The sequence below is a fragment of the Lysinibacillus capsici genome (assembly GCF_020217405.1).
GTDB lineage: Bacteria > Bacillota > Bacilli > Bacillales_A > Planococcaceae > Lysinibacillus > Lysinibacillus capsici.
Window position 1 is genome coordinate 1,900,378 of the sequence record NZ_CP084108.1, and the last position, 19,489, is coordinate 1,919,866.

21 protein-coding genes and 1 riboswitch are annotated in these 19,489 nt (G+C 39.6%); of the genes, 15 read left to right on the top strand and 6 right to left on the bottom strand.

All coding sequences use genetic code 11. From position 1 onward, the window contains the following. Window positions 1-8: 8 nt before the first annotated feature. A complete protein-coding gene (locus LCP48_RS09035) occupies window positions 9-374 on the bottom strand; it encodes a VOC family protein (protein WP_202341823.1) in 366 nt (121 codons plus the stop codon). Window positions 375-627: 253 nt separating this feature from the next. Further along, window positions 628-819: riboswitch (cobalamin riboswitch) on the top strand. Window positions 820-849: 30 nt separating this feature from the next. On the opposite strand from LCP48_RS09035, the gene LCP48_RS23310 reads away from it, so the two are divergent. The 7 genes from LCP48_RS23310 (at window position 850) to LCP48_RS09065 (ending at window position 7,585) form a co-directional block, all read left to right on the top strand. Next, the gene (locus LCP48_RS23310; RefSeq protein WP_004229388.1) at window positions 850-972 is read left to right on the top strand and encodes a hypothetical protein; all 123 of its coding nucleotides are present in this window, start codon (window positions 850-852) and stop codon (window positions 970-972) included. A 62-nt stretch (window positions 973-1,034) separates the two neighbouring features. Then, the gene (locus LCP48_RS09040) at window positions 1,035-1,202 is read left to right on the top strand and encodes a hypothetical protein (RefSeq protein ID WP_004229387.1); all 168 of its coding nucleotides are present in this window, start codon (window positions 1,035-1,037) and stop codon (window positions 1,200-1,202) included. Between the two features lie 169 nt (window positions 1,203-1,371). After that, on the top strand, window positions 1,372-2,733 hold the full coding sequence (locus LCP48_RS09045; RefSeq protein ID WP_225340877.1) for a PepSY-associated TM helix domain-containing protein: 1,362 nt from the start codon (window positions 1,372-1,374) through the stop codon (window positions 2,731-2,733). Between the two features lie 179 nt (window positions 2,734-2,912). After that, window positions 2,913-4,391 carry a sensor histidine kinase gene (locus LCP48_RS09050; RefSeq protein ID WP_216485514.1) on the top strand — a complete coding sequence of 493 codons (1,479 nt, stop codon included), beginning with the start codon at window positions 2,913-2,915 and terminating at the stop codon, window positions 4,389-4,391. Beyond that, window positions 4,369-5,055, top strand: coding sequence for a response regulator transcription factor (locus tag LCP48_RS09055; RefSeq protein WP_004229381.1), 687 nt, complete (start codon window positions 4,369-4,371; stop codon window positions 5,053-5,055). The genes LCP48_RS09050 and LCP48_RS09055 overlap by 23 nt, the downstream gene beginning before the upstream one ends. 115 nt (window positions 5,056-5,170) lie before the next feature. Beyond that, window positions 5,171-5,881 carry an ankyrin repeat domain-containing protein gene (locus LCP48_RS09060; protein ID WP_216485513.1) on the top strand — a complete coding sequence of 237 codons (711 nt, stop codon included), beginning with the start codon at window positions 5,171-5,173 and terminating at the stop codon, window positions 5,879-5,881. A gap of 717 nt (window positions 5,882-6,598) precedes the next feature. Then, the gene (locus LCP48_RS09065; RefSeq protein ID WP_225340878.1) at window positions 6,599-7,585 is read left to right on the top strand and encodes a hypothetical protein; all 987 of its coding nucleotides are present in this window, start codon (window positions 6,599-6,601) and stop codon (window positions 7,583-7,585) included. Between the two features lie 200 nt (window positions 7,586-7,785). Here LCP48_RS09065 and LCP48_RS09070 read toward each other — a convergent pair whose 3' ends face one another. The 4 genes from LCP48_RS09070 to LCP48_RS09085 all read right to left on the bottom strand — a co-directional run bounded on the left by LCP48_RS09070 (window position 7,786) and on the right by LCP48_RS09085 (window position 11,407). Continuing rightward, a complete protein-coding gene (locus tag LCP48_RS09070) occupies window positions 7,786-8,391 on the bottom strand; it encodes a response regulator transcription factor (protein ID WP_004229368.1) in 606 nt (201 codons plus the stop codon). Then, on the bottom strand, window positions 8,388-9,500 hold the full coding sequence (locus tag LCP48_RS09075; protein WP_225340879.1) for a sensor histidine kinase: 1,113 nt from the start codon (window positions 9,498-9,500) through the stop codon (window positions 8,388-8,390). Before LCP48_RS09075 ends, LCP48_RS09070 begins: the two co-directional genes overlap by 4 nt. Before the next feature lie 13 nt (window positions 9,501-9,513). Continuing rightward, complete coding sequence (locus LCP48_RS09080; RefSeq protein ID WP_225340880.1) at window positions 9,514-10,641, bottom strand: DUF418 domain-containing protein; 1,128 nt, start codon at window positions 10,639-10,641, stop codon at window positions 9,514-9,516. Between the two features lie 154 nt (window positions 10,642-10,795). Then, window positions 10,796-11,407, bottom strand: a complete 612-nt coding sequence (locus tag LCP48_RS09085) for a class I SAM-dependent methyltransferase (RefSeq protein WP_004229362.1) — start codon at window positions 11,405-11,407, stop codon at window positions 10,796-10,798. 230 nt (window positions 11,408-11,637) lie between these two features. On the opposite strand from LCP48_RS09085, the gene LCP48_RS09090 reads away from it, so the two are divergent. Continuing rightward, window positions 11,638-11,880, top strand: coding sequence for a hypothetical protein (locus LCP48_RS09090; protein WP_004229360.1), 243 nt, complete (start codon window positions 11,638-11,640; stop codon window positions 11,878-11,880). A gap of 50 nt (window positions 11,881-11,930) precedes the next feature. Here the strand turns inward: LCP48_RS09090 and LCP48_RS09095 are convergent, their stop codons facing one another. Next, complete coding sequence (locus LCP48_RS09095; RefSeq protein WP_004229358.1) at window positions 11,931-12,980, bottom strand: NAD(P)/FAD-dependent oxidoreductase; 1,050 nt, start codon at window positions 12,978-12,980, stop codon at window positions 11,931-11,933. Between the two features lie 147 nt (window positions 12,981-13,127). Between LCP48_RS09095 and LCP48_RS09100 the strand changes: the two genes are divergently transcribed. The 7 genes from LCP48_RS09100 to LCP48_RS09130 all read left to right on the top strand — a co-directional run bounded on the left by LCP48_RS09100 (window position 13,128) and on the right by LCP48_RS09130 (window position 19,359). Continuing rightward, entirely contained in the window at window positions 13,128-13,916 is a 789-nt protein-coding gene (locus tag LCP48_RS09100; protein WP_103117844.1) for an ABC transporter ATP-binding protein, read from the top strand. A gap of 13 nt (window positions 13,917-13,929) precedes the next feature. Beyond that, a complete protein-coding gene (locus LCP48_RS09105) occupies window positions 13,930-14,856 on the top strand; it encodes an iron-hydroxamate ABC transporter substrate-binding protein (RefSeq protein ID WP_004229355.1) in 927 nt (308 codons plus the stop codon). 23 nt (window positions 14,857-14,879) lie between these two features. Continuing rightward, window positions 14,880-15,881 (top strand): FecCD family ABC transporter permease, encoded by a 1,002-nt coding sequence (locus tag LCP48_RS09110; protein WP_004229352.1) that lies wholly within the window; start codon window positions 14,880-14,882, stop codon window positions 15,879-15,881. Beyond that, on the top strand, window positions 15,874-16,881 hold the full coding sequence (locus LCP48_RS09115) for a FecCD family ABC transporter permease (RefSeq protein ID WP_004229349.1): 1,008 nt from the start codon (window positions 15,874-15,876) through the stop codon (window positions 16,879-16,881). The genes LCP48_RS09110 and LCP48_RS09115 overlap by 8 nt, the downstream gene beginning before the upstream one ends. 157 nt (window positions 16,882-17,038) lie before the next feature. Continuing rightward, a complete protein-coding gene (locus tag LCP48_RS09120; protein WP_225340881.1) occupies window positions 17,039-17,446 on the top strand; it encodes a nuclease-related domain-containing protein in 408 nt (135 codons plus the stop codon). 282 nt (window positions 17,447-17,728) lie between these two features. Next, complete coding sequence (locus LCP48_RS09125; RefSeq protein WP_004229343.1) at window positions 17,729-18,148, top strand: MarR family winged helix-turn-helix transcriptional regulator; 420 nt, start codon at window positions 17,729-17,731, stop codon at window positions 18,146-18,148. 11 nt (window positions 18,149-18,159) lie between these two features. Then, entirely contained in the window at window positions 18,160-19,359 is a 1,200-nt protein-coding gene (locus LCP48_RS09130; protein WP_004229340.1) for an MFS transporter, read from the top strand. The last annotated feature ends 130 nt before the right edge of the window (window positions 19,360-19,489 follow it).

The window sequence follows — 19,489 nt, forward strand, 5'->3', positions numbered from 1 at the left end:
GAGGCAGCCTACACGATTTTCTGTATCATTTCTACACGATTACCAAAAGGATCACGGAATTCAAAACGCTCGTAATGAGGAATAGGCACAGAATCGAGTATCTTGATTTGATGTGCTGCGAGCTTCTTCCGCCAATACTGAATATCCACTACTTGATACGCAATATGCGCCTTTGTGGTCAAACGATCGAAGCCATCCTCTGTCCCTACATGGACCTCCTGTTGACCAAGCTGTAACCAAAATCCCCCACGTCCTTTGAGAGAGTCAGGCTTCTCCAATTCTGGAAGTCCTAAGACATGACAATAAAAATCCTTCCCTTGCTCCTCACAGCCTTTCGGAATTGTAATTTGCACATGATGTAAACCCATAATCATCTCAGACCGCCCCCTTTTTCCTTAATTATAGATTAATTTCTAGATATTTGAAATGGATGAGAGGATAGACTTTAAACTAGCGGATAGAACTTCAAAAGAGGAGGATAGGATTCTAAAACTGGTGGATAGCGCTTCAAATTAAGTGGATAAAACCTCAAAAGAGAGGGATAGAGTTCTAAATCTAATCTTTAGAACTTTAAAAGCCCAACATTTCTATTCTGTTAAGATTTAATACTATGGTATAATAATAAAAACGGAATAATAGGATAGAGGTACAAATTAGATTTTTTAATTTGTTTAAAAGGGAAGATCGGTGTGAATCCGACGCTGTCCCGCAACTGTAAATGGGAGCACATTTCAAAAGACCACTGTTACGAGTCGTAATGGGAAGGTGAAAGGTGTGATGAACATAAGCCAGGAGACCTGCCTTTATCTAGTACAGCCAAAAAACCTACGCGGATAGGGGGTGTTGAGTGTGACTAGAGAATTTCTCCTGCATGCTCATAGTACGATGATTGCTAAAAAGGGTGCTTCTATGTTTAATAGAAAGCTTCTTTCCATCTGGCAATCACCGTATTATGTCGTGTATTTGTCATAGTAGACATCTTTCTGATGAGGGAAAGATGTTTTTTTATGTAAAAAATTAAAGGAGCGGTCCACATGAATCCACAAGTTGTTGAGTACTATGAAAGCTTATTCAAATTTGAAATTATGCAAGAGCCTAAACCCTTAAAGGAGCTTGTTGAACATTATGTTGGGCATGATGCTTCACATGAGCAATCTATTTTAGCAGCGTACGCCAATGTTTTGAAAGAATTAAGAGGATAGAATATGTTTGGCTACTTCGAAAAATGAAGTAGCCATTTTTCTGAGTAAATAACATAATACCAATTGGAATACATTTGTTTGTCATAAAACTGCCTTTAGGACTTCATTCATATTTCACTTTTTATTTATATAATTAATCTGCTATAAATAGAGAGATTGGAGATCAAATATGAAAAATTTGCTTTATTCTAGGTTTTGGCGCTTGCATTTTTTCGCAGCACTTTTTATTACACCTTTATTGCTGTCTCTCACATTAAGTGGGATTGGTTATTTGTTTTTTACAGATGTAGAAAATCGATTATATGACGATTATTTTTTTGGTGAAAGCCATAAGGAAGAGGTCTTAACAATTGATGAGGCCGTGGAAAAAGCGGAGGCGGCATTTGCAGGATACTCTACTACAAAAGTGATTATGTTGGAGGAACCTTATAATACGCGTTTAACTTTATCAAATGGCGCTAAACAAAAGTACGTATTTTTAGATGATCACAATCAAATGGTTGGTAGTCAGGATGCCGATTATACATTTTCAAATATTATGAGAAATACGCATAGCTCTCTCTTTATTGGTGGGACTTTTGTAAACTATTTAGTAGAGCTGGCAGCTTGCTGGACGATTTTTTTATTACTGTCAGGTCTTTATATGACATTCAAAGGAAATCTCCTAAAGAAGGGCAAGTCGGAGAATAAGAGGCAAAAAAGTAAGAGATTGCATGCACTTGTTGGGACAATCATTACGATTCCAATGGTGATGTTCATTTCGACTGGGCTATTATGGTCTGCTTTTCAGGGTTCCATGCTAGCAGATATAGCGTCAGAAAATCCTACTTTTGGCTATCCATTACTCCAACAAAAGCCACCAACATCTGATGTCTCTGAAATTCCATGGGCCACTCGTCAATTAGAGGCACCGACATCAGAAGGAGAACATGCACAGCATCATGGTGGTAGTGCTGTCCGTTATACGAACGACAGCCAAATGCCGATTGCTCAGCTTGAAAAAGAGATCAATTCGATGAACGTTGCTAAGCCTTACTCTATAATTTATCCGTCAAACGGTGAGGGCGTCTATACAGTGGCGAAGGCTAGTAATTCTGGTGTAACAGGGCTAGATGTAAAACCTACAGCAGAAGCCACAATGTATTTTGATCAGTATAGTGGCAAGTTTATCGATCAAGTGAATTATGACGATTATGGCCCATTAGCTAAATTCTTTACATGGGGAATACCATTACATGAAGGGCATTTATTCGGCTGGCCGAATAAGCTTTTAAACTTAGTGGTTTGTCTAGCCTTTTTAGCCGTAATCGTGTGGGGCATTCGCACTTGGATTTTACGTAGAAAAAAAGGGGAGCTGTCTGCACCACCGCAAATTTCTCATAAAATATCCATGCCATTCATCATTTTCCTTGTCATATTAGGGATTATGATGCCGCTATTTGGTGCGTCATTAATCGCTGTGGTAGTAATTGAATTTATCCTTTTAGGTTGGCAAACAAAGAAGAAGCTAAGAGCACAAGAAACTAAATAAAGCAAAGATGATACGGCACAGCGGGTTTGTGCCGTATCTTTTTTTGTTTATTTCATTTATAGGAACGCAATACTATACTGAAGCGGCAAAAATGTTTATAGATTTTTCAGCATGATTTTATAAAGTTTTAAGATTTGTATGGTACATTGCTAGTAGTTTCAGCTTATGGGGGTATGTAGATGTCAATAAAAACAAGGTTTTTGCTATCATATGTGGGTGTCATCATCATTGCCATCACGCTATTATTAGCAGCGGTTTTTCTTTTTTCCTTTGCCATTACAGGCGATGTCAAAGCAATTGAGCATTTTTATAAAAAATCTTACGTCCAAAAGCCTTTGACGACAGTAGAGGAAAATGCGTTTCTAGATTTAAAATTACTAGCTAAAAAAAATCCCCTGCAGCTTTTAGATCTCGAACAGCTTGAACAAATCAATGCGCCTTCGATAGAGATTGTGGTACGAAAAGATCATCAAATTGTTTATTCAACACAGAAAGAGCATAAACAATTATTGCTTCAAAGCTTACCTGGCTTTGAAGCAACCAATATTAATTCTCGTGACACCATCATGATAAATCGAGCCTTTTATACGTATGTCAAATTTGATTTTTATTTTCCAGATCAAACAGAGGGCAGTATTTTCGTATTAAGAGAGGTTAGTTCCCATGCAGAGGTAACGAGGGAATTGTTACCAATTCTTTTGGGTATTTTATTTGTCCTGTTTATGATGATTATTGGCTTTTTAAATTATTTAGTCTCAAGAAGTATTATTAAACCGATTTCGGCATTAAAGGAAGGGGCAGAACGAATTAAATCGGGCGACTTGGATTTTGAGATTGCGACCCACTCAAAGGATGAAATTGGTCAGCTGAATCGGTCATTCGAGGAAATGAGAGTCAAATTAAAAGAATCCATTCAGCTTCAGCTTCAATACGAGGAAAATCGAAAGGAGCTCATCTCCAATATCTCGCATGATTTAAAAACGCCGATGACTTCCATTATCGGCTATGTGGAGGGCATTAAAGATGGTGTGGCAAATACAGAGGAAAAAATGGATAAATATTTAACCACTATCTATACAAAGGCAAAGGATATGGATGTATTAATTGATGAGCTGTTCTTATTTTCTAAATTGGATTTAAAAAAGATTCCCTTCCAATTGGAAAGCATCAATCTCCAGCAATATATGCATGATTATGTAGAGGATACAAGCTTTGATTTTATTGCACGAGACATTCATTTACAATATCTATCAGCAGGCTCGCCGCTTTTGGCGATGGTGGACCGAGATAAATTAAGACGTGTCCTGACGAACCTTTTAAGTAATAGCGAAAAATATATGGATAAGCCGTATAAGCAAATCATTATTTCCTTGCATGAGCGAGCAGAGGATGCGATTATTCAGGTAACAGATAATGGTGCAGGCATTGATCCTGTCGCATTGCCCTATATTTTTGATCGATTTTACCGTGCGGAGCCTTCACGTAATTCGCAAACAGGAGGCAGTGGCTTAGGGTTAGCCATTGCAAAACAAATCGTTGTTGAAATGGGCGGCGATATTTGGGCAAAGAGTGAATTAGCAAAGGGGACGAGCATATTCATTTCATTGAAAAAGGCTGAGGAGAAGGTGAATCATCATGAAAAAAATTCTGTTAATTGAAGACGAAGTGAGCATAGCAGAGCTTCAACGAGATTATTTAGAGATTAATGGCTTTACAGTAGATATCCAACACCATGGAGAGGATGGGCTACAGCAGGCACTTAAAGGTAATTATGATTTAATCATTTTGGATATTATGCTACCAGGGATAAGTGGCTTTGACATTTGTAAACAGATTCGAGCGGTACACAATATGCCCATTTTATTTGTTTCAGCTAAAAAGGAGGATATTGATAAAATTCGTGGTCTTGGACTAGGGGCGGATGATTATATTACAAAACCATTTAGTCCGAGTGAATTAGTGGCAAGGGTCAAGGCCCATTTGTCGAGATATGAGCGTCTGGCGACCCATCAACAAACAAATCATATGATGTCCATTCATGGTATTACAATCGATACTTCGGCTAGAAAGGTGTTTGTTAATGGTGAGGAGATTGCCTTTACAACGAAGGAATTTGATTTACTTGTCTTTTTTGTTAGACACCCCAATCAAGTATTAAGTAAGGAACAGCTATATGAGCGAAACTGGGGCTATGAATCAGCTGCAGACGTTTCGACTGTCACTGTTCATATACGAAAGCTACGTGAAAAAATTGAACGAGAGCCAGCGCATCCCAAGTTTTTGGAAACAGTATGGGGTGCAGGCTATCGCTTCAATGTTTAAGTAAAACTACCTCGTCCTTGTGACGGGGTAGTTTTTTTAGACTTTTTTAAGAATTCGTTAATGGGCAATTTAGCATTACCGCTTACACTGAGGAAGGAAAGGCGGTGTATTAAAATTGAAAAAAAGGCAGGCAGTAATCATTGCATTAACATTTTTACTTCAAGGGTGTGCCTCAATTGATACAGAAACAATACAGCATGATAAAGGTGGGAGTGAAGTGGTGGGAACAGAATGGGCGAGTGAGTTGCTCAATGCAGCTGAAAGGGGAGATATCGATGGGCTTCAACATGCTTTGAAACAAAAAGGGGACATCAATGTACAAGATTCAAATAATCGAACAGCTTTGATGATAGCTACCTATAATCAGGATATAGAGGCAGTTAAATTATTAATAGATGCAGGAGCAGATGTTAATATTCAGGATAATCAGCAAAATACGCCATTTCTCTATGCAGGTGCGGAGGGCTATCTGGCTATTTTAAAGATGACCATTCAAGCTGGTGCTGATCCGACTATTTTAAATCGATATGGGGGAACAGCACTCATACCAGCAGCAGAGCATGGCCATGTGGAGGTCATCGAGGAGCTATTGAGCAATACCGATATTGACGTCAATCATGTGAATCATTTAGGCTGGACAGCCCTGATGGAGGCGATTGTCTTAAATAACGGCAATCCAACACAGCAAACCGTAATACAACGACTAATTGAACATGGTGCTGATGTAAATATTCCCGATCAAAATAACGTGACACCTCTGCAACATGCAAAACAACGAGGCTTTAAAGAGATTGAACAAATTCTACTTGCAGCAGGCGCAAAGTAACCCAAACTGTAGAGACGGCTCTCTACCGTTTTCTTAGTGTTGAAAAACAAAACAGTCAATTGAAAGGTAGAAATGGATTTCCGTTGCAGGCTACTTGCTTTCCTGTGAGCGAGCGCCGAATCACTTCCTCCGCTACCGCTCCATTTAGAGTTTCGCCTGTCTTGCTATCCCACGGGAGTCAAGCAGCCTTCCACTCCAACCCACTAACTTATTAGCAAAGGTTTTCAAATAAAGTGAAGGTGTTCACTACTCTTTATGAAGAGGTGTTGTCATGCATCACTTCTCCACATTGAAAATAAGAACTTATCCCCTCTAAGAATACAGTTAATGGACGATTTGTTACTATAAAAAAGTAAAGACACTTTGCAGAATGGTTGATTGGAGTGGAGCCAGCGTCACTCCTAGGGGATTTAGCGTCACAGAGGAGACCCTGGAGCGAACGTAAGTGAGTGAAGCGGCTCATCGGACGCCCCCTGGAAAGGACGCTGGCGTAACGGAAATCACCCCCTTGACTTGCAAAGTTGCTTTTTATGGCGTTGACATCATCTTTTTTCAACAACTTGCAAACTGTAGAGACGGCTCTCTACAGTTTTTTGTTCTTAAATTATTTTTCCTATTTTTTAATTCTTTTTTAATAGTTTATTTATTAGCAGTTTAGATATGGACTTTATGATAAATTTTGTAAACCAAATTACACCATAAAGGAGAGTTCAACAAATGAAATTAAGAAAACGTATTGTCCCAGCAGCATTGGCTTTATCCGTAGTATCAGCAGGTCTAGTAACCATAGGCGAGCCATTAAATGCAGATGCGACAAGCAATAAAGCAGTAGTAGCGGAAAACGAGCAAGTAGCTAAAATTACAAACATCAAGCCATTAAATACAATGACACTACAAATTACATTTAATCAGCCATTAGCAGCAGCTGATGTAGACCTAAATCATTTAGATGCTATAAAAAAACATTTTACGTTTAATGGAGATTTAGAGATTGTCAATGTGCCACGCTTAATGACAGGCTCTAAGAGTACATATATTGTACCAACAACATTCCAAGAAGATGATTTTATCTATACATTGAGCTATAAAGAGCAACGCAATAAAGTTTTTGAGGGCACAGATGAAAAGGTATATGTACGCAATGTGAAGCAAGTCACAAATGATACATTTACATTGGAATCCTTTCAGGAGGATGGCGTAGTAGATTATGCTAATATTATTGAAGCCTATCGCGCAGGCCGTGGAGATTTAGCATTTAGCTTAGATGGTCATAATCGAGATGCTAGCGGCAAACGCTTTGATGTTATTTCTTCCTTACGTGATCGCTATGTGACGGTGAGAACAAGTGAGGGAGAAGAGTTTGTTGCTAATTATGTACCATTTACACAAGCAGCTGATGGCAGACAGGCTCCTCAATTTAGACTCCCTGCTGGCAAGGTTTTAAAACCAGGTGTGACTTACCGTGTGTACGCTCAATGGGCGGAAATAGATGTAAAGCGCTTTGTGGCGAGCGAAATCGCGCCATTCAGCCTGCAATCAGCGAAAGCCATGGATGAAAAATCTTTTGAATTACAAATAAGAAACGATCCGCAATCTGATTTACTTGCTGGCCGAAGTGTAGGGTTAAAAGGCAGTGATGGGAGTACATTGCAAGCACAATATCGTTATTCATCACGTAAAGGTGCTGTGGGCATTTTGATCTAACGAATGGTGGTACGTTGAAAACAAATGTCAGCTATACCGTAACCCCATTAAACAACTGGGCTACAGCAACAGATTTAGTTCTACAAGGAAAATAAACGTTCTTTTGCTTAATAATGAATCTGTCTTTTGAAACCTAATAAATGGAACGTGTTTTATGCCACCATTGTAAAAATCTCGTCACAGCTGTGGCGAGATTTTTTTTATAGCCAGCCTTTTTCGCCTGCTACCTGAGCGGCTTGCTGTCTAGATTCAACTTGTAGCTTTTGAATAGAGGTGGATAAATAATTGCGAATCGTGCCCTTCGTTAAAAATAATTGCTTACTGATTTCGTTTGTGGTCAAGCCTTTTTTGACTAGCTGTAGCACCGCAATTTCTCTTTCATTTAAAGGGTTTTGCTCCTTCATAAATAAGGAGGCGGCTAAATCCTTGCTGACCACCTTTTCTCCTTGCATGATTTTACGAATAGTAGCAATTAAATAATCAATGGGTTCATCTTTCAATAGATAGCCGTGTACCTCGCAATCCATTGCCTTCTGCAAATAGCCAGGGCGTGCAAAGGTTGTCACAATCATTACCTTGCAAGGGAGGTTGGCCTGTTTAATTTTTTCAGCAAGCTCAAGCCCTGATAGATGGGGCATTTCAATATCGACTAGGCAAATATCTGGTGGCTCCTGCTGGATCAATTCCCATGCTTGTTGTCCATCCGCCACCTCAGCTATGACCTCAATATCAGGCTCAAACGCTAGTAGCGAAGTTAGGGCACCACGTAACATTTGTTGGTCTTCTGCTAGTAATACACGTATCATGTTAGAGGCTCCTTTCCATCTTGAATTGGTAGAGTGAGGGTGACGCTGGTGCCTACTGGTGTGTCACTTTCAATCAGGGCAAAGCCTTGCAGCATATGCATTCTTTCTTTTATGGAGTGGATGCCATTCCCACGTCCTTGCGACTGTAAACCGATGCCATCGTCTTTCATCACAAGTGTATAGTGTCCAGCACAACATTGAATGGTGAAATGACATTTTTTTGCCTGACTATGCTTGAGAATATTCGTAGTCGTCTCTCGTACACATAGAGCAAGCATCGTTTCCTCCACACTAGAAAGTACGATTTGAGGACATTGATTGTCAAGGGTTGTCGTAATATTCGCGCTTTGTAAAAGCTGTTGGCAATGGATAAGCTCCGTTTGCAAAGAAATAAAATTCATATCAGACACAAGCTCACGTACTTGTTTTAAGGCGGTACGGGTAGTGGCTAATATGTCATGTAGCTCAGGCTTCACGCTTGAAGGATCTCGGTCAATCAGTTTGGTCGTTAGTTCGGTTTTTACTTTAATCATTGTGAGCGTATGGCCAATTGTATCATGAAGGTCTCTAGCGATCCGTTGTCGTTCTTCTTGCTGAACAAGCTGTGTATTTACGTCTGCCAGCTCAGCCTGCAGATTTTTGGACTTTTCCACAAAATAAATGAGAATCGGGAGCACTAGTTGAAACATCATAATCGGTACTAGTACCTGTGATTCCTTCGGTAAAAGAGAATCGGTTGTCGTGTACATAACCGTCAAAAACATGACAGCGATGGCTACAATTCCACAGGCAATATACCATTTTGATTTTGCCCGTCCTAGTAAATCGGCAAAGGTAAAGCCAAAAATAAGCATAAAAGGATCGACAATTATGCTAAGTAAGGTGATCAGGACAAAGGCTACTAGAGATGCGGCAAGTAGCCTCCAATCTCGATGCCATAAAGCAATGTAGAAGGCTATTAGGTATAAAAGGAGCACTGTTATTTTCATAGCTAAGGGAAGGGAATGAGACCCTAGTACTAGTGCGAATAGGAAAATGACAGAAGCTGCATCAATGATTAAATAATGCTTAATTTGTTCTCTAGGATATATTTTTATTACTAGCACCATCCTTTGTTGCTGATTACTTGGTCATCGCTTGAAGGGCTTTTTTACGAATCCATTCCATAGGGCCCGTTTGAAATTGCTGTAACCAAGCAAACGCTATAACAAGTTGTAAGATTGATAGAGATAGCCAAATACCAATGACAGTGAAGCTATTGACTTGCCCACCTAAGCCAAGCCCCCAGCCATAAAAAATAATCGACGCAAGCACGTTTTGGAGGACATAGCAGCTTAAAGACATTTTACCGACATGAGCAAAGCGCTGCCAAAGCCAGTCTAGCCTCTTATATTCTACCAGTTTACCTAAAATTCCAATATAGCCAATGGATAGAAGAGGGGCACAAAGATAGCGAACAGGTAAATCAAAAAGCCCCCCAGGAATAAAAATAAGCAGATTGATAGGAAAGCCAATGAATACACCGATTTTAAAGAGCTTTTGTCGAGTTTGACGTCCTTTGTCTGTTGGTGAAAATACCCCATTCCGCATGAACCTCACGCCAAGTAAAAATAAAAAGACATTCATTGGGATAATAAATAAAGCTTCTGAGCGATAAAATAAAAAGTTTGTGAGACGATGCTGCACCTGCGCAAACCATGTACCATGTTCATAGAGCTCAGTAACGGACGCCATGCCATTTAAGGAAACACCCGCTCCTTGTAAGGTACTGATAAAAATAAGCAGAATCAATAGGATGTGAAAGCCACCAAAAAAATAAAAGGCTCCTGTCATGACCTTATCACCCAAACGTACAATAAAAGCGACGATGAATGCTGTAACAGCATAACTCATTAAAATATCATACTCCATCACAAGCGTGTAGTGCAGTAGCCCCTCTAACCCTAAAAAAACGATAGTCCACAGGTATACTCCTGGCCACGCTGTACCTCTACGTAAGGCTTGCTGATATTTTAATTGTAGACCTACACCAAACATTATTGTTAACAATCCAAGCAGCTTGCCATTAACAAAAAATAATACGACCATACGTAAAAAATCATTGAAGGACCACCAACCAGAATAATCACTTGTGGTGATATACGATAAATCACCAAGATAAGCAAATATCCAAATATTTGTACCAAGCGTTCCTAAGACGGCAAAGCCTCTTAACATATCGATAAAGGGAAGTCTTTGTTGTGTTTGCATAAGTTCGATCACTCTTTCTTTGTTTTCTTACATTAAGGATAAGAAAATCTCCAAAAAAAACCTATTCACACCAGTCAAAGAATCTTGATGACAGGTGTCATAAAGTATGCTGTGACAGCACAAAAAAACCAGCAACGCTTTTGCTGCCGGCTCATTATTTTGTACAAGTATAGATGCGATAGTCTAAAATGTCTTCGTATTTTTCATTCATGGCAATATGCTGATCCATGATTTCATAGAATTCGGATTCTAGATCTGTGGAAACTTGAAATTCAGGCTTGGATGAGATGGATTTGTTTTTTTGTATATGGATATCATAAAAGCCAGCGTGTTGCAGTAGTCTTACCCAATCCTTTTTCCTGAGGAGAGACTGAAAGCCATAAAATTGTTGGAGGTCGTCTGCAAGTTCGGTACGAAGTGTTTGAGGAATGGTAAATTCGATAGCAATAAAGCGGCCACCTTTTTTCAATAAACGATAAATTTCCTGCAAAGCCTGCTGCAAATTAACAAAAGCCAGAACCGACTCAGCTAGAATCAAGTCAAATGTCTCGTTCGCTAACGAGGTTTGTTCAATAGAGCCTTGCAGAAGTTTAACAGGTAGACGCGCTTTATGCATACGCTGACGAGCCTTTTCTATCATGATGGGCTGAATATCGAGACCTGTGACCTTTGCTTGATAGGAAGATGCTAAATAAGCAGCCGTTTGCCCTGTACCACATCCCACATCTAAAATATGTGCGTTTTGCTCGATATTCTCTGCTTGCAAGACAGCCTTTGATAGATTAATGCCCCCAGGATGTGCGCCTCCGACCCCAAACTTAGCTAAAAAGGTAAGATAATGAGAGCCTTGAATAGTACCACCTTCTTTTTTCTTATAGTATGACAGAGAAACTAGTATGGTTCCCTTATTATTTTTAACCTCTTCTCCAAAAGTCTAATTCGCTATAAAAATTTTTACATATACTAGTGAGAAGCTTTCAGATAGGGGGTGTATAAATGCCATATTTTCAGCCGAATGCTAGAAGAGGTCCATATCCGCCAAACAATAGGCAATATTTTGGCCCACCTTTTCGAGGTAGGATGGTGCAACCATACTATTCTCCCAATCAGCAACAGCAAGGTCCTAGATTAGGAAATTTACCAGATCATTTAAATACAATTATGGGGCATGCTGGGACGATTACAAATGGAGTAAATATGTTGAGACAGATGGGAGCGTTATTAAGTTTATTTAGATAAAAACTAGAAACCCTCTTAAGATCAGGATCTTAAGAGGGGTATATTTAGGTTTAGTGGGCTGGTGCAAATTGCTTTTCGATAATAGAGCGATTTTTCTCTTTAAATAGCTCATTATGTGAGGACACCATGCCATGACGATAGGCAGTTGGTTCTAAATACGTTTTAATAGAATTGACTGCATTGGCTGCATCTTGGAAAGTGCCAAGTAACAAATTAATTTTTCCATCAAATGATAAAATATCACCTGCTGCAAAAATACCTGGCTGTGCTGTTTCACCTGTTGCTTTTCCTTCAACATAATAATCATCCTTTTTCGGAATGGCAATGGCCTCATCAAATGCAAGAGACGCCTCACGATTATAGCCATGACTGACGATTACCTCATCGATTTGACGCGTATAACTTTGCTTCGTGATCATATTCTCACATGTGACTAATTGAATAGCCGTTTTATCAGTATTTGCGGAAAGCTTTGTAATCGTTGTATTACACTCAATGCGCACACCTGCATCCAGTGCTTCCTGTACAGTGGCTTCGTGAGCTGATAGATTCTCTTTGCGGTAAACAACCGTTACGCTTTTGGCAATCGGACTTAATTCAACAGCCCAATCGATGGCTGCATTACCACCGCCTGAGATCATGATATCCTTATCGACAAAACGTTTATACGATTGCACAGTGTAATGTAGATTGGACATTTCATATTTTTCAGCGCCCTCAAGTGTTAGCTTTTGAGGGCTAATAATGCCGCCACCTACAGCTAACAGCACCGTTTTAGAATAATGCTTTTCACCAGCTGCTGTATGTATTATAAAAATATCATCGTGACGTTCAATTAAATCTACTTTTGTACCTGTCAAAATTGTAGGATCAAATGTTTTGGCTTGCTCGATTAATTGTTTAACAAATTGTTCGCCTAAAACGGGAGGATGACCCCCAATATCCCATATCAGCTTTTCAGGATAAAGTAATACTTTACCGCCAAGCTGTGGTTGACTTTCTAATAATTTTGTTTTTAAACCCCGTAAACCACTATAAAAAGCACTATATAAGCCAGCTGGACCGCCGCCAATAATTGTTACATCATACACATGCTGCATTTTTATTGCCACATCCTTAACAAATAGTAAAAAAGTAATTGACAAAATCTTATCAGATAACTAGACTAATTCTAGTGATAATGATTATCATTTTTAACTTTGAATATCATAGCATGGAAAGAAGTAAAAAGAAAGTGAGGGTCCGATTTGCGTTTAGAAGTTGAATCGATTCGTGTTGGTTATGAGAATAAAACGATTGTGCATGACTTATCGCTGCAAATTCCTGATGGCAAAATCACGACAATCATTGGTTCAAATGGTTGTGGAAAATCAACCTTGTTAAAGGCTATCACACGGATTTTAAAGCATGAGAGTGGACAGGTCATATTAGATGGTCAAAATATCTCCAAGATGAAAACAAAAGAATTAGCAAAAGAGCTGGCAATCTTACCACAGAGTCCAGAAAGTGCACATGGTTTAACAGTGGAAGAGCTTGTATCCTACGGTCGATTTCCTTATCAAAAGGGCTTCGGGAATTTATCACAAAAAGATAAAGATGTTATTGGCTGGGCTTTACAGGTAACCAAAACAGAAGAATTCCGTTTACAATCTGTAGATGCCTTGTCTGGTGGACAACGTCAGCGCGTATGGATTGCGATGGCATTGGCCCAAGAAACCGACATTATCTTTTTAGATGAACCGACAACTTATTTAGATATGGCTCATCAGCTAGAAGTTTTAGAGCTACTTTACAAGCTGAATGAAGAACAGGGGCGCACAATTGTCATGGTCCTCCATGATTTAAATCAAGCGGCACGTTTTTCAGATTATATTGTAGCGCTTTCACAAGGTGAGCTTGTAAAATTCGGAACGGCTGAAGAAGTGATGGTTCCAGAAGTATTGAAAAAAGTATTTAATATAGATGCAGTTATTGGCAAAGATCCACGAACAAACAAACCAATGTGCATTACATATGACTTATTACAAACCATTTAAAAGGAGAATAACAATGAAAAAGTGGCTATTACCAATGTTTATGATGCTTGTACTAGTACTTGCAGCATGTGGCAGTAAGGAAGAAAAAACAGAGAAGGCTGATGAGGGCTCAAAAGAGGAAGCTTCATCAGAAACAATCACATATCAATCAGAGTCAGGTCCTGTAGAAGTACCAGCAAATCCGAAACGTGTTGTTGTACTATCTTCTTTTGTAGGAAGCTTATTACAGCTTGATGTAAATGTTGTTGGTGTGGATGCATGGGCAGCAAAAAATCCCAACTTTGAAGATGCAATTAAAGATGCTGTTGTAGTTGAAAATACAGATATTGAAAAAATTCTTGAGCTAGAACCAGATTTAATTATTGGCTTAAATGGTATTGAAAATGCTGATAAATTAGCAGAAATCGCGCCAACTGTATTATTTACGTATGGTAAAGTAGACTATTTACAGCAGTTCATCGAAATCGGTAAAGTGGTGAATAAAGAAAAAGAAGCAACTGCTTGGGTAGAAGATTTTAAAACACGTGCAGCAGAAGCTGGTAAAAAGATTAAAGAAAAAATCGGTGAAGATGCGACTGTAACAGTAGCAGAGAACTTTAATAAACAGTTCTATATTTATGGCGATAACTGGGGTCGTGGAACAGAGATTTTATATCAAGAAATGGGTTTGAAAATGCCTGAGAAAGTAAAAGAAACAGCGTTAGAGCCTGGCTACTATGCCATTTCTCAAGAAGTTTTAGGGGAATACGCAGGTGACTACGTGATTTTTAGTATGTTCCAAGATCAAGATAATTCCTTTACAGATGCAGCATGGTTTAAAGATTTAGAAGCAGTGAAAAATGGTCATTTATTTGAAGTGAATGCAAATGCCTTTTATTTCAATGACCCTATCACATTAGAACATCAACTGAAGTTCTTTGAAGAGAAATTTTTACAATAATTAGTAGAGAGTAGCGAAGGCGAATGACAAAGTTTCGAAAGCTTCCATTTTGGCTTCAGGTATTGCTTGCATTGTTTGTATTAATTGGTACTGCTAGTATCTCGCTGTGCTTAGGGGCAGCGAATACAAGCATTCAAGATGTCTTTCAAGCAATTGTCGGACAAAGTGGAGGTAAACATTACACGATTTTACGTGAAATTCGATTTCCTCGTATCATTGCAGCTATTTTTGTTGGGAGTGCCCTCGCTGTCGCTGGGGCGATTATGCAAGGGGTTACACGAAATCCATTAGCTGATCCAGGGCTGCTTGGTTTAACGGCAGGGGCAAATGCTGCCCTTGCTTTAACAATGGCATTCATCCCTAAATTCTCGTATTATACGTTAATTTTAGCCTGCTTTGTTGGAGCGGGAATCGGTATGATGTTAGTTTATGGGATTGGTGCCTCTACTAAAAAAGGCTTTTCCCCTTTAAAGCTTGTTTTAGCTGGTGCAGCTGTCACAGCATTATTACAGGCAATCGCTGAAGGGACAGGCATTTTATTTCAAATTTCCAAGGATGTATCCATGTGGACAAGTGGCGGTTTTATTGGCACAACCTGGCAGGCATTATTGATCGTACCCGTTATTATTATTGGCTTACTGCTTTCATTTGCTTTTAGTCGTCAATTAACGATTTTAAGCTTAAATGAGGAAGTAGCAGTGGGTGTCGGACAAAATACTACGCTCGTAAAGGGTGTAATGATGTTCGTTGTGGTTATTCTGGCAGGCTCTGCTGTGGCCCTCGTCGGAAATCTAGCTTTCGTTGGCTTAATGGTACCGCATATTGTCCGCACGTTTGTTGGGACAGACTATCGTTTTGTCTTACCGATGAGCGCCATTGTTGGTGGCTGGTTTATGGTGTTGGCTGATTTTGCAGGGCGCATGATTAACGCACCTTATGAAACGCCAGTTGTCGCTATTATTTCGATTTTAGGTCTTCCATTCTTCCTCCTATTAGTGCGGAAGGGAGGACGTCAATTTGTTTAAAGAAGGTCGCAAAAAACAACGTAAATGGTTACTCATATGGCTTGTGGTAACCGTGCTCATTTTTATTTTAGGGATTTCATTAGGTGCTGCCTCGGTTTCCATTGACCGAATTCTTCCAACCTTACTGGGCGATGGTAGTTTTAAAGAGTCCTTTGTGCTCTTTTCAGTCCGTTTACCTAGAATGTTTGTGCTAGCGGCTGCGGGTATGGCGTTAGCACTGGCAGGGGCCGTATTGCAGGGCGTAACCCGCAATGATTTAGCAGACCCAGGAATTATAGGTATCAGTGCTGGCGCTGGTGTTGGGATAACTGTCTTTTATTTGCTAGTAGATGGCGACCTACCTCACTTTGCCTATATTTTACCGATTGTTGGCTTTTGTAGTGCCTTAGTGACAGCACTGGGTATTTACTTTTTCTCTTATCAACGTAATAAGGGTGTCCATCCTGTGCAGTTCATTTTAGTAGGGGTAGGCGTTGCGTCAGCCTTATCCGGGGTCATGATGGTATTAATCTCCTCTGCTGAACGGAGCGATGTACAATTTATTGCACAATGGCTAGCCGGAAATGTGTGGGGCACAGATTGGCCATTTTTCTGGGCGCTAATGCCGTGGCTTGTACTGGGCATCCCTTACATTTTCTATAAAGCCAATGTGTTAAATGTCTTGGCCATGACGGAACAAACAGCAGTCGGTCTTGGTATGAACATTGGGCGAGAACGTTTCCGATTATTAATTGTTGCGGTTGCATTAGCGGCTGCCGCTGTATCCGTAACAGGGGGCGTAGCCTTTATTGGTTTGATGGCTCCCCATATTGCAAAGCAGCTCGTTGGTCCACGCTACCAATTCTTTTTACCACTGACGCTATTCATTGGCGCAAGCTTGCTAATGCTCGCTGATACCATTGGACGTGTTGCTATTGCAAGTGCAACGGTTCCTGCTGGGATTGTTGTTGCATTTATTGGCGCACCTTATTTTCTGTATTTATTGCGGAAGAGTGTCTAGAAAAGTACCAATCAAAATTGAGTGATGCTCGAAAGAAAAGACTTTTGTTTTAGCGAAAATAGGGGAATTTTTATTTTAGGCATTCTATATGACAAGTTTTTAGGAACCTCATTCATTGAGGTTCTTTTTTTATATAATCATGGATGGAGGCGATAAGATGATTTTATTAGAACGTCAAACATTAGAGACGCAAAAGATGCTAGAGGCACTTGTACAAAGACTTCCTATATCCCATAGTAAATACACATTATCTTGTGAGCATTTAAGGTGCCTACAAGCAGGATGCGCTGGTGAACAGTTCGTTGATGCAAAATGGCTTGAACTTGACTTACCATTCCCCCACTATTTTCTTCATGACTTTCAAACAATGAATGACTTCGGTTCTACCCATCAAATGGACACCATCTTTCTCTGTCCTCACTTTTTACTCATCCTAGAAATCAAAAATATTACAGGCAAACTTTCATACGATGCTTCGTTCGCTCAATTAATACGTACGATCGCAGATGATACGGTCGAAGGCATGACGGATCCATTTCTTCAGCTCAAGCGGTCTGAATTGTAGCTTTTAGTGTTGTAGAGGGAAAGGGCGCTTGAAGTAGTGGATAGTAGTGCTGAAAGTGACGGATAAGATGGAGAAAGTAGCGGATAGGGTGCGAGAAGTGCTGGATCGAACAGAGAAAGTGGAGGATACGCTTCGTGTAGGTGGATAGAATGCGCAAAGTGATGGATTCCACTCTAGCAGCACACCCCCCCAAGAGCGGTGTTTCGCTTATTTCCTACTAGACAAATAGAGTTTTTAGGTATATGGTTAGCTAGGCTAACTAATATAAAAGGAAGTGATAGTGTGACAATTGAACAAGAATTTTTTAATCAGTACCGCTTAATGTATCGGCCGTTTATTAATCAGCTGAATGTGCAGCTTGAACCCTATCAGTTATATAGCTCGCAGTGGGCAGTGCTTCGTTTCTTGAATGATAAGGGTCCACATTCATTTGTAGATATCGCGAATTTCATGTCTATAGAGAAGCCAAGTGTCACGAAGCTTGTACATAAGCTTGTGGAGCTAGGCTATGTGGAAACGATGACGGGCAAGGATAAGCGTGAAAAGCTGGTACACCTATCAAAGCATGGGGAAAAGCTTGTGCTGGAAATAAAGTTGCATCTAAATCCATTTTTTGAGCAGGCTTTGGCAGGCGTGCCAAAGCAGGATATTGACATTGCGACTCAGGTTTTAGCAAGAATTTGTATGAATATCAATCAATAGGAGAGAGTAACGTGGAAGCAACCAGAAAGAAACTATGGACAAAAGATTTTTTAATTGTCTCACTTATTAATTTTACCATTACGTTAATCTTTTATTTATTAATGGTTACGATTGCAGCATATGCGGTGGAGCATTTTAATGCCTCTACAAGTACAGCGGGGCTTGTATCGAGTATTTTTATTATCGGGACACTATTAGGTCGTCTTGGGACAGGGCGTATTATTGGAGACTGGGGTAGCAAAAAAACATTATTTTGTGGACTGTTATTATTTATGTTATCAACAATGTCTTATTTTATAGCAGGCAATTTACCGCTGCTGATGATCAATCGTTTAGTACAGGGGATTGCACTAGGGATTGCCAGTACGGCAACAGGTACCATTATCGCACAAATTTTACCAGCTGAGCGTCGTGGGGAAGGGATTGGTTATTATAGCTTAAGCGCCATTTTAGCCACAGCCATTGGCCCATTTGTTGGCATATTATTAACACAGCTATTTGCAGATTATCGTATGATTTTTGCAGTTGATTCTGTGTTAGCGATTATTTGTTTCTTTATGTATTATATTGTGACCGTGCCAGATGCACCGAAAAAAGCGAAGGATACAGCTGTAAGGGCTGGCTTTAAAGTGACGAACTTTATTGAAATGCGCGCAGTACCGATTGCCTTTGTGGCACTTGTGATTGGCTTTGCTTATTCAGGTGTGATGTCGTTTATGACGTTTTATGCAAAGGAGCTAGATTTAGTATCAGCAGGTAGCTACTTCTTTATTATCTATGCCATTGTCATTTTGGCTACACGTCCATTTACGGGGAAATTGCTTGATACAAGAGGGGCGAATATCATTATCTATCCATGCTTAGTGTTGTTTGCAATAGGTATGTATGCCTTTAGCTCAGCAACCACTACGATTGCCTTTTTAATCGCTGCCGCTTGTATCGGGATTGGCTATGGAAACTTCAACTCGGTGGCACAGGGAATTGCCATCAAAGTAACACCAAATGAGCGTTTAGGCCTTGCGACATCTACGTATTTTATTTTTTATGATTTAGGCTTAGGTGTCGGGCCTTATTTCTTAGGCTTATTTGTACCATCTATGGGCTACAGCTCGATTTTCTTCTCGATGGTCTTTGTTATTTTAGTGTCGATTGTGCTTTATTACCTTTTACATGGAAAATATGAAAATTTGAAACAAGCAAAAATTTTGTAGATTAGAATCATTATATTGTAGAAAAAACGTCTTTTTTCTAGTTGTTCGTAAAGAATAACTGAAAAATGACGTTTTTTTCTATTTACAAAAATAGTTGTTGCAATAGATGATGATAATCATTATCATCACA

What these genes read in the sequence shown, in the direction of transcription:
- LCP48_RS09035 (WP_202341823.1), bottom strand. Translation starts at nt 374, where the DNA reads ATGATTATGGGTTTACATCATGTGCAAATTACAATTCCGAAAGGCTGT.
- LCP48_RS09040 (WP_004229387.1), top strand. Translation starts at nt 1,035, where the DNA reads ATGAATCCACAAGTTGTTGAGTACTATGAAAGCTTATTCAAATTTGAA.
- LCP48_RS09045 (WP_225340877.1), top strand. Translation starts at nt 1,372, where the DNA reads ATGAAAAATTTGCTTTATTCTAGGTTTTGGCGCTTGCATTTTTTCGCA.
- LCP48_RS09050 (WP_216485514.1), top strand. Translation starts at nt 2,913, where the DNA reads ATGTCAATAAAAACAAGGTTTTTGCTATCATATGTGGGTGTCATCATC.
- LCP48_RS09055 (WP_004229381.1), top strand. Translation starts at nt 4,369, where the DNA reads ATGAAAAAAATTCTGTTAATTGAAGACGAAGTGAGCATAGCAGAGCTT.
- LCP48_RS09065 (WP_225340878.1), top strand. Translation starts at nt 6,599, where the DNA reads ATGAAATTAAGAAAACGTATTGTCCCAGCAGCATTGGCTTTATCCGTA.
- LCP48_RS09070 (WP_004229368.1), bottom strand. Translation starts at nt 8,391, where the DNA reads ATGATACGTGTATTACTAGCAGAAGACCAACAAATGTTACGTGGTGCC.
- LCP48_RS09075 (WP_225340879.1), bottom strand. Translation starts at nt 9,500, where the DNA reads ATGGTGCTAGTAATAAAAATATATCCTAGAGAACAAATTAAGCATTAT.
- LCP48_RS09080 (WP_225340880.1), bottom strand. Translation starts at nt 10,641, where the DNA reads ATGCAAACACAACAAAGACTTCCCTTTATCGATATGTTAAGAGGCTTT.
- LCP48_RS09090 (WP_004229360.1), top strand. Translation starts at nt 11,638, where the DNA reads ATGCCATATTTTCAGCCGAATGCTAGAAGAGGTCCATATCCGCCAAAC.
- LCP48_RS09095 (WP_004229358.1), bottom strand. Translation starts at nt 12,980, where the DNA reads ATGCAGCATGTGTATGATGTAACAATTATTGGCGGCGGTCCAGCTGGC.
- LCP48_RS09105 (WP_004229355.1), top strand. Translation starts at nt 13,930, where the DNA reads ATGAAAAAGTGGCTATTACCAATGTTTATGATGCTTGTACTAGTACTT.
- LCP48_RS09110 (WP_004229352.1), top strand. Translation starts at nt 14,880, where the DNA reads ATGACAAAGTTTCGAAAGCTTCCATTTTGGCTTCAGGTATTGCTTGCA.
- LCP48_RS09120 (WP_225340881.1), top strand. Translation starts at nt 17,039, where the DNA reads ATGATTTTATTAGAACGTCAAACATTAGAGACGCAAAAGATGCTAGAG.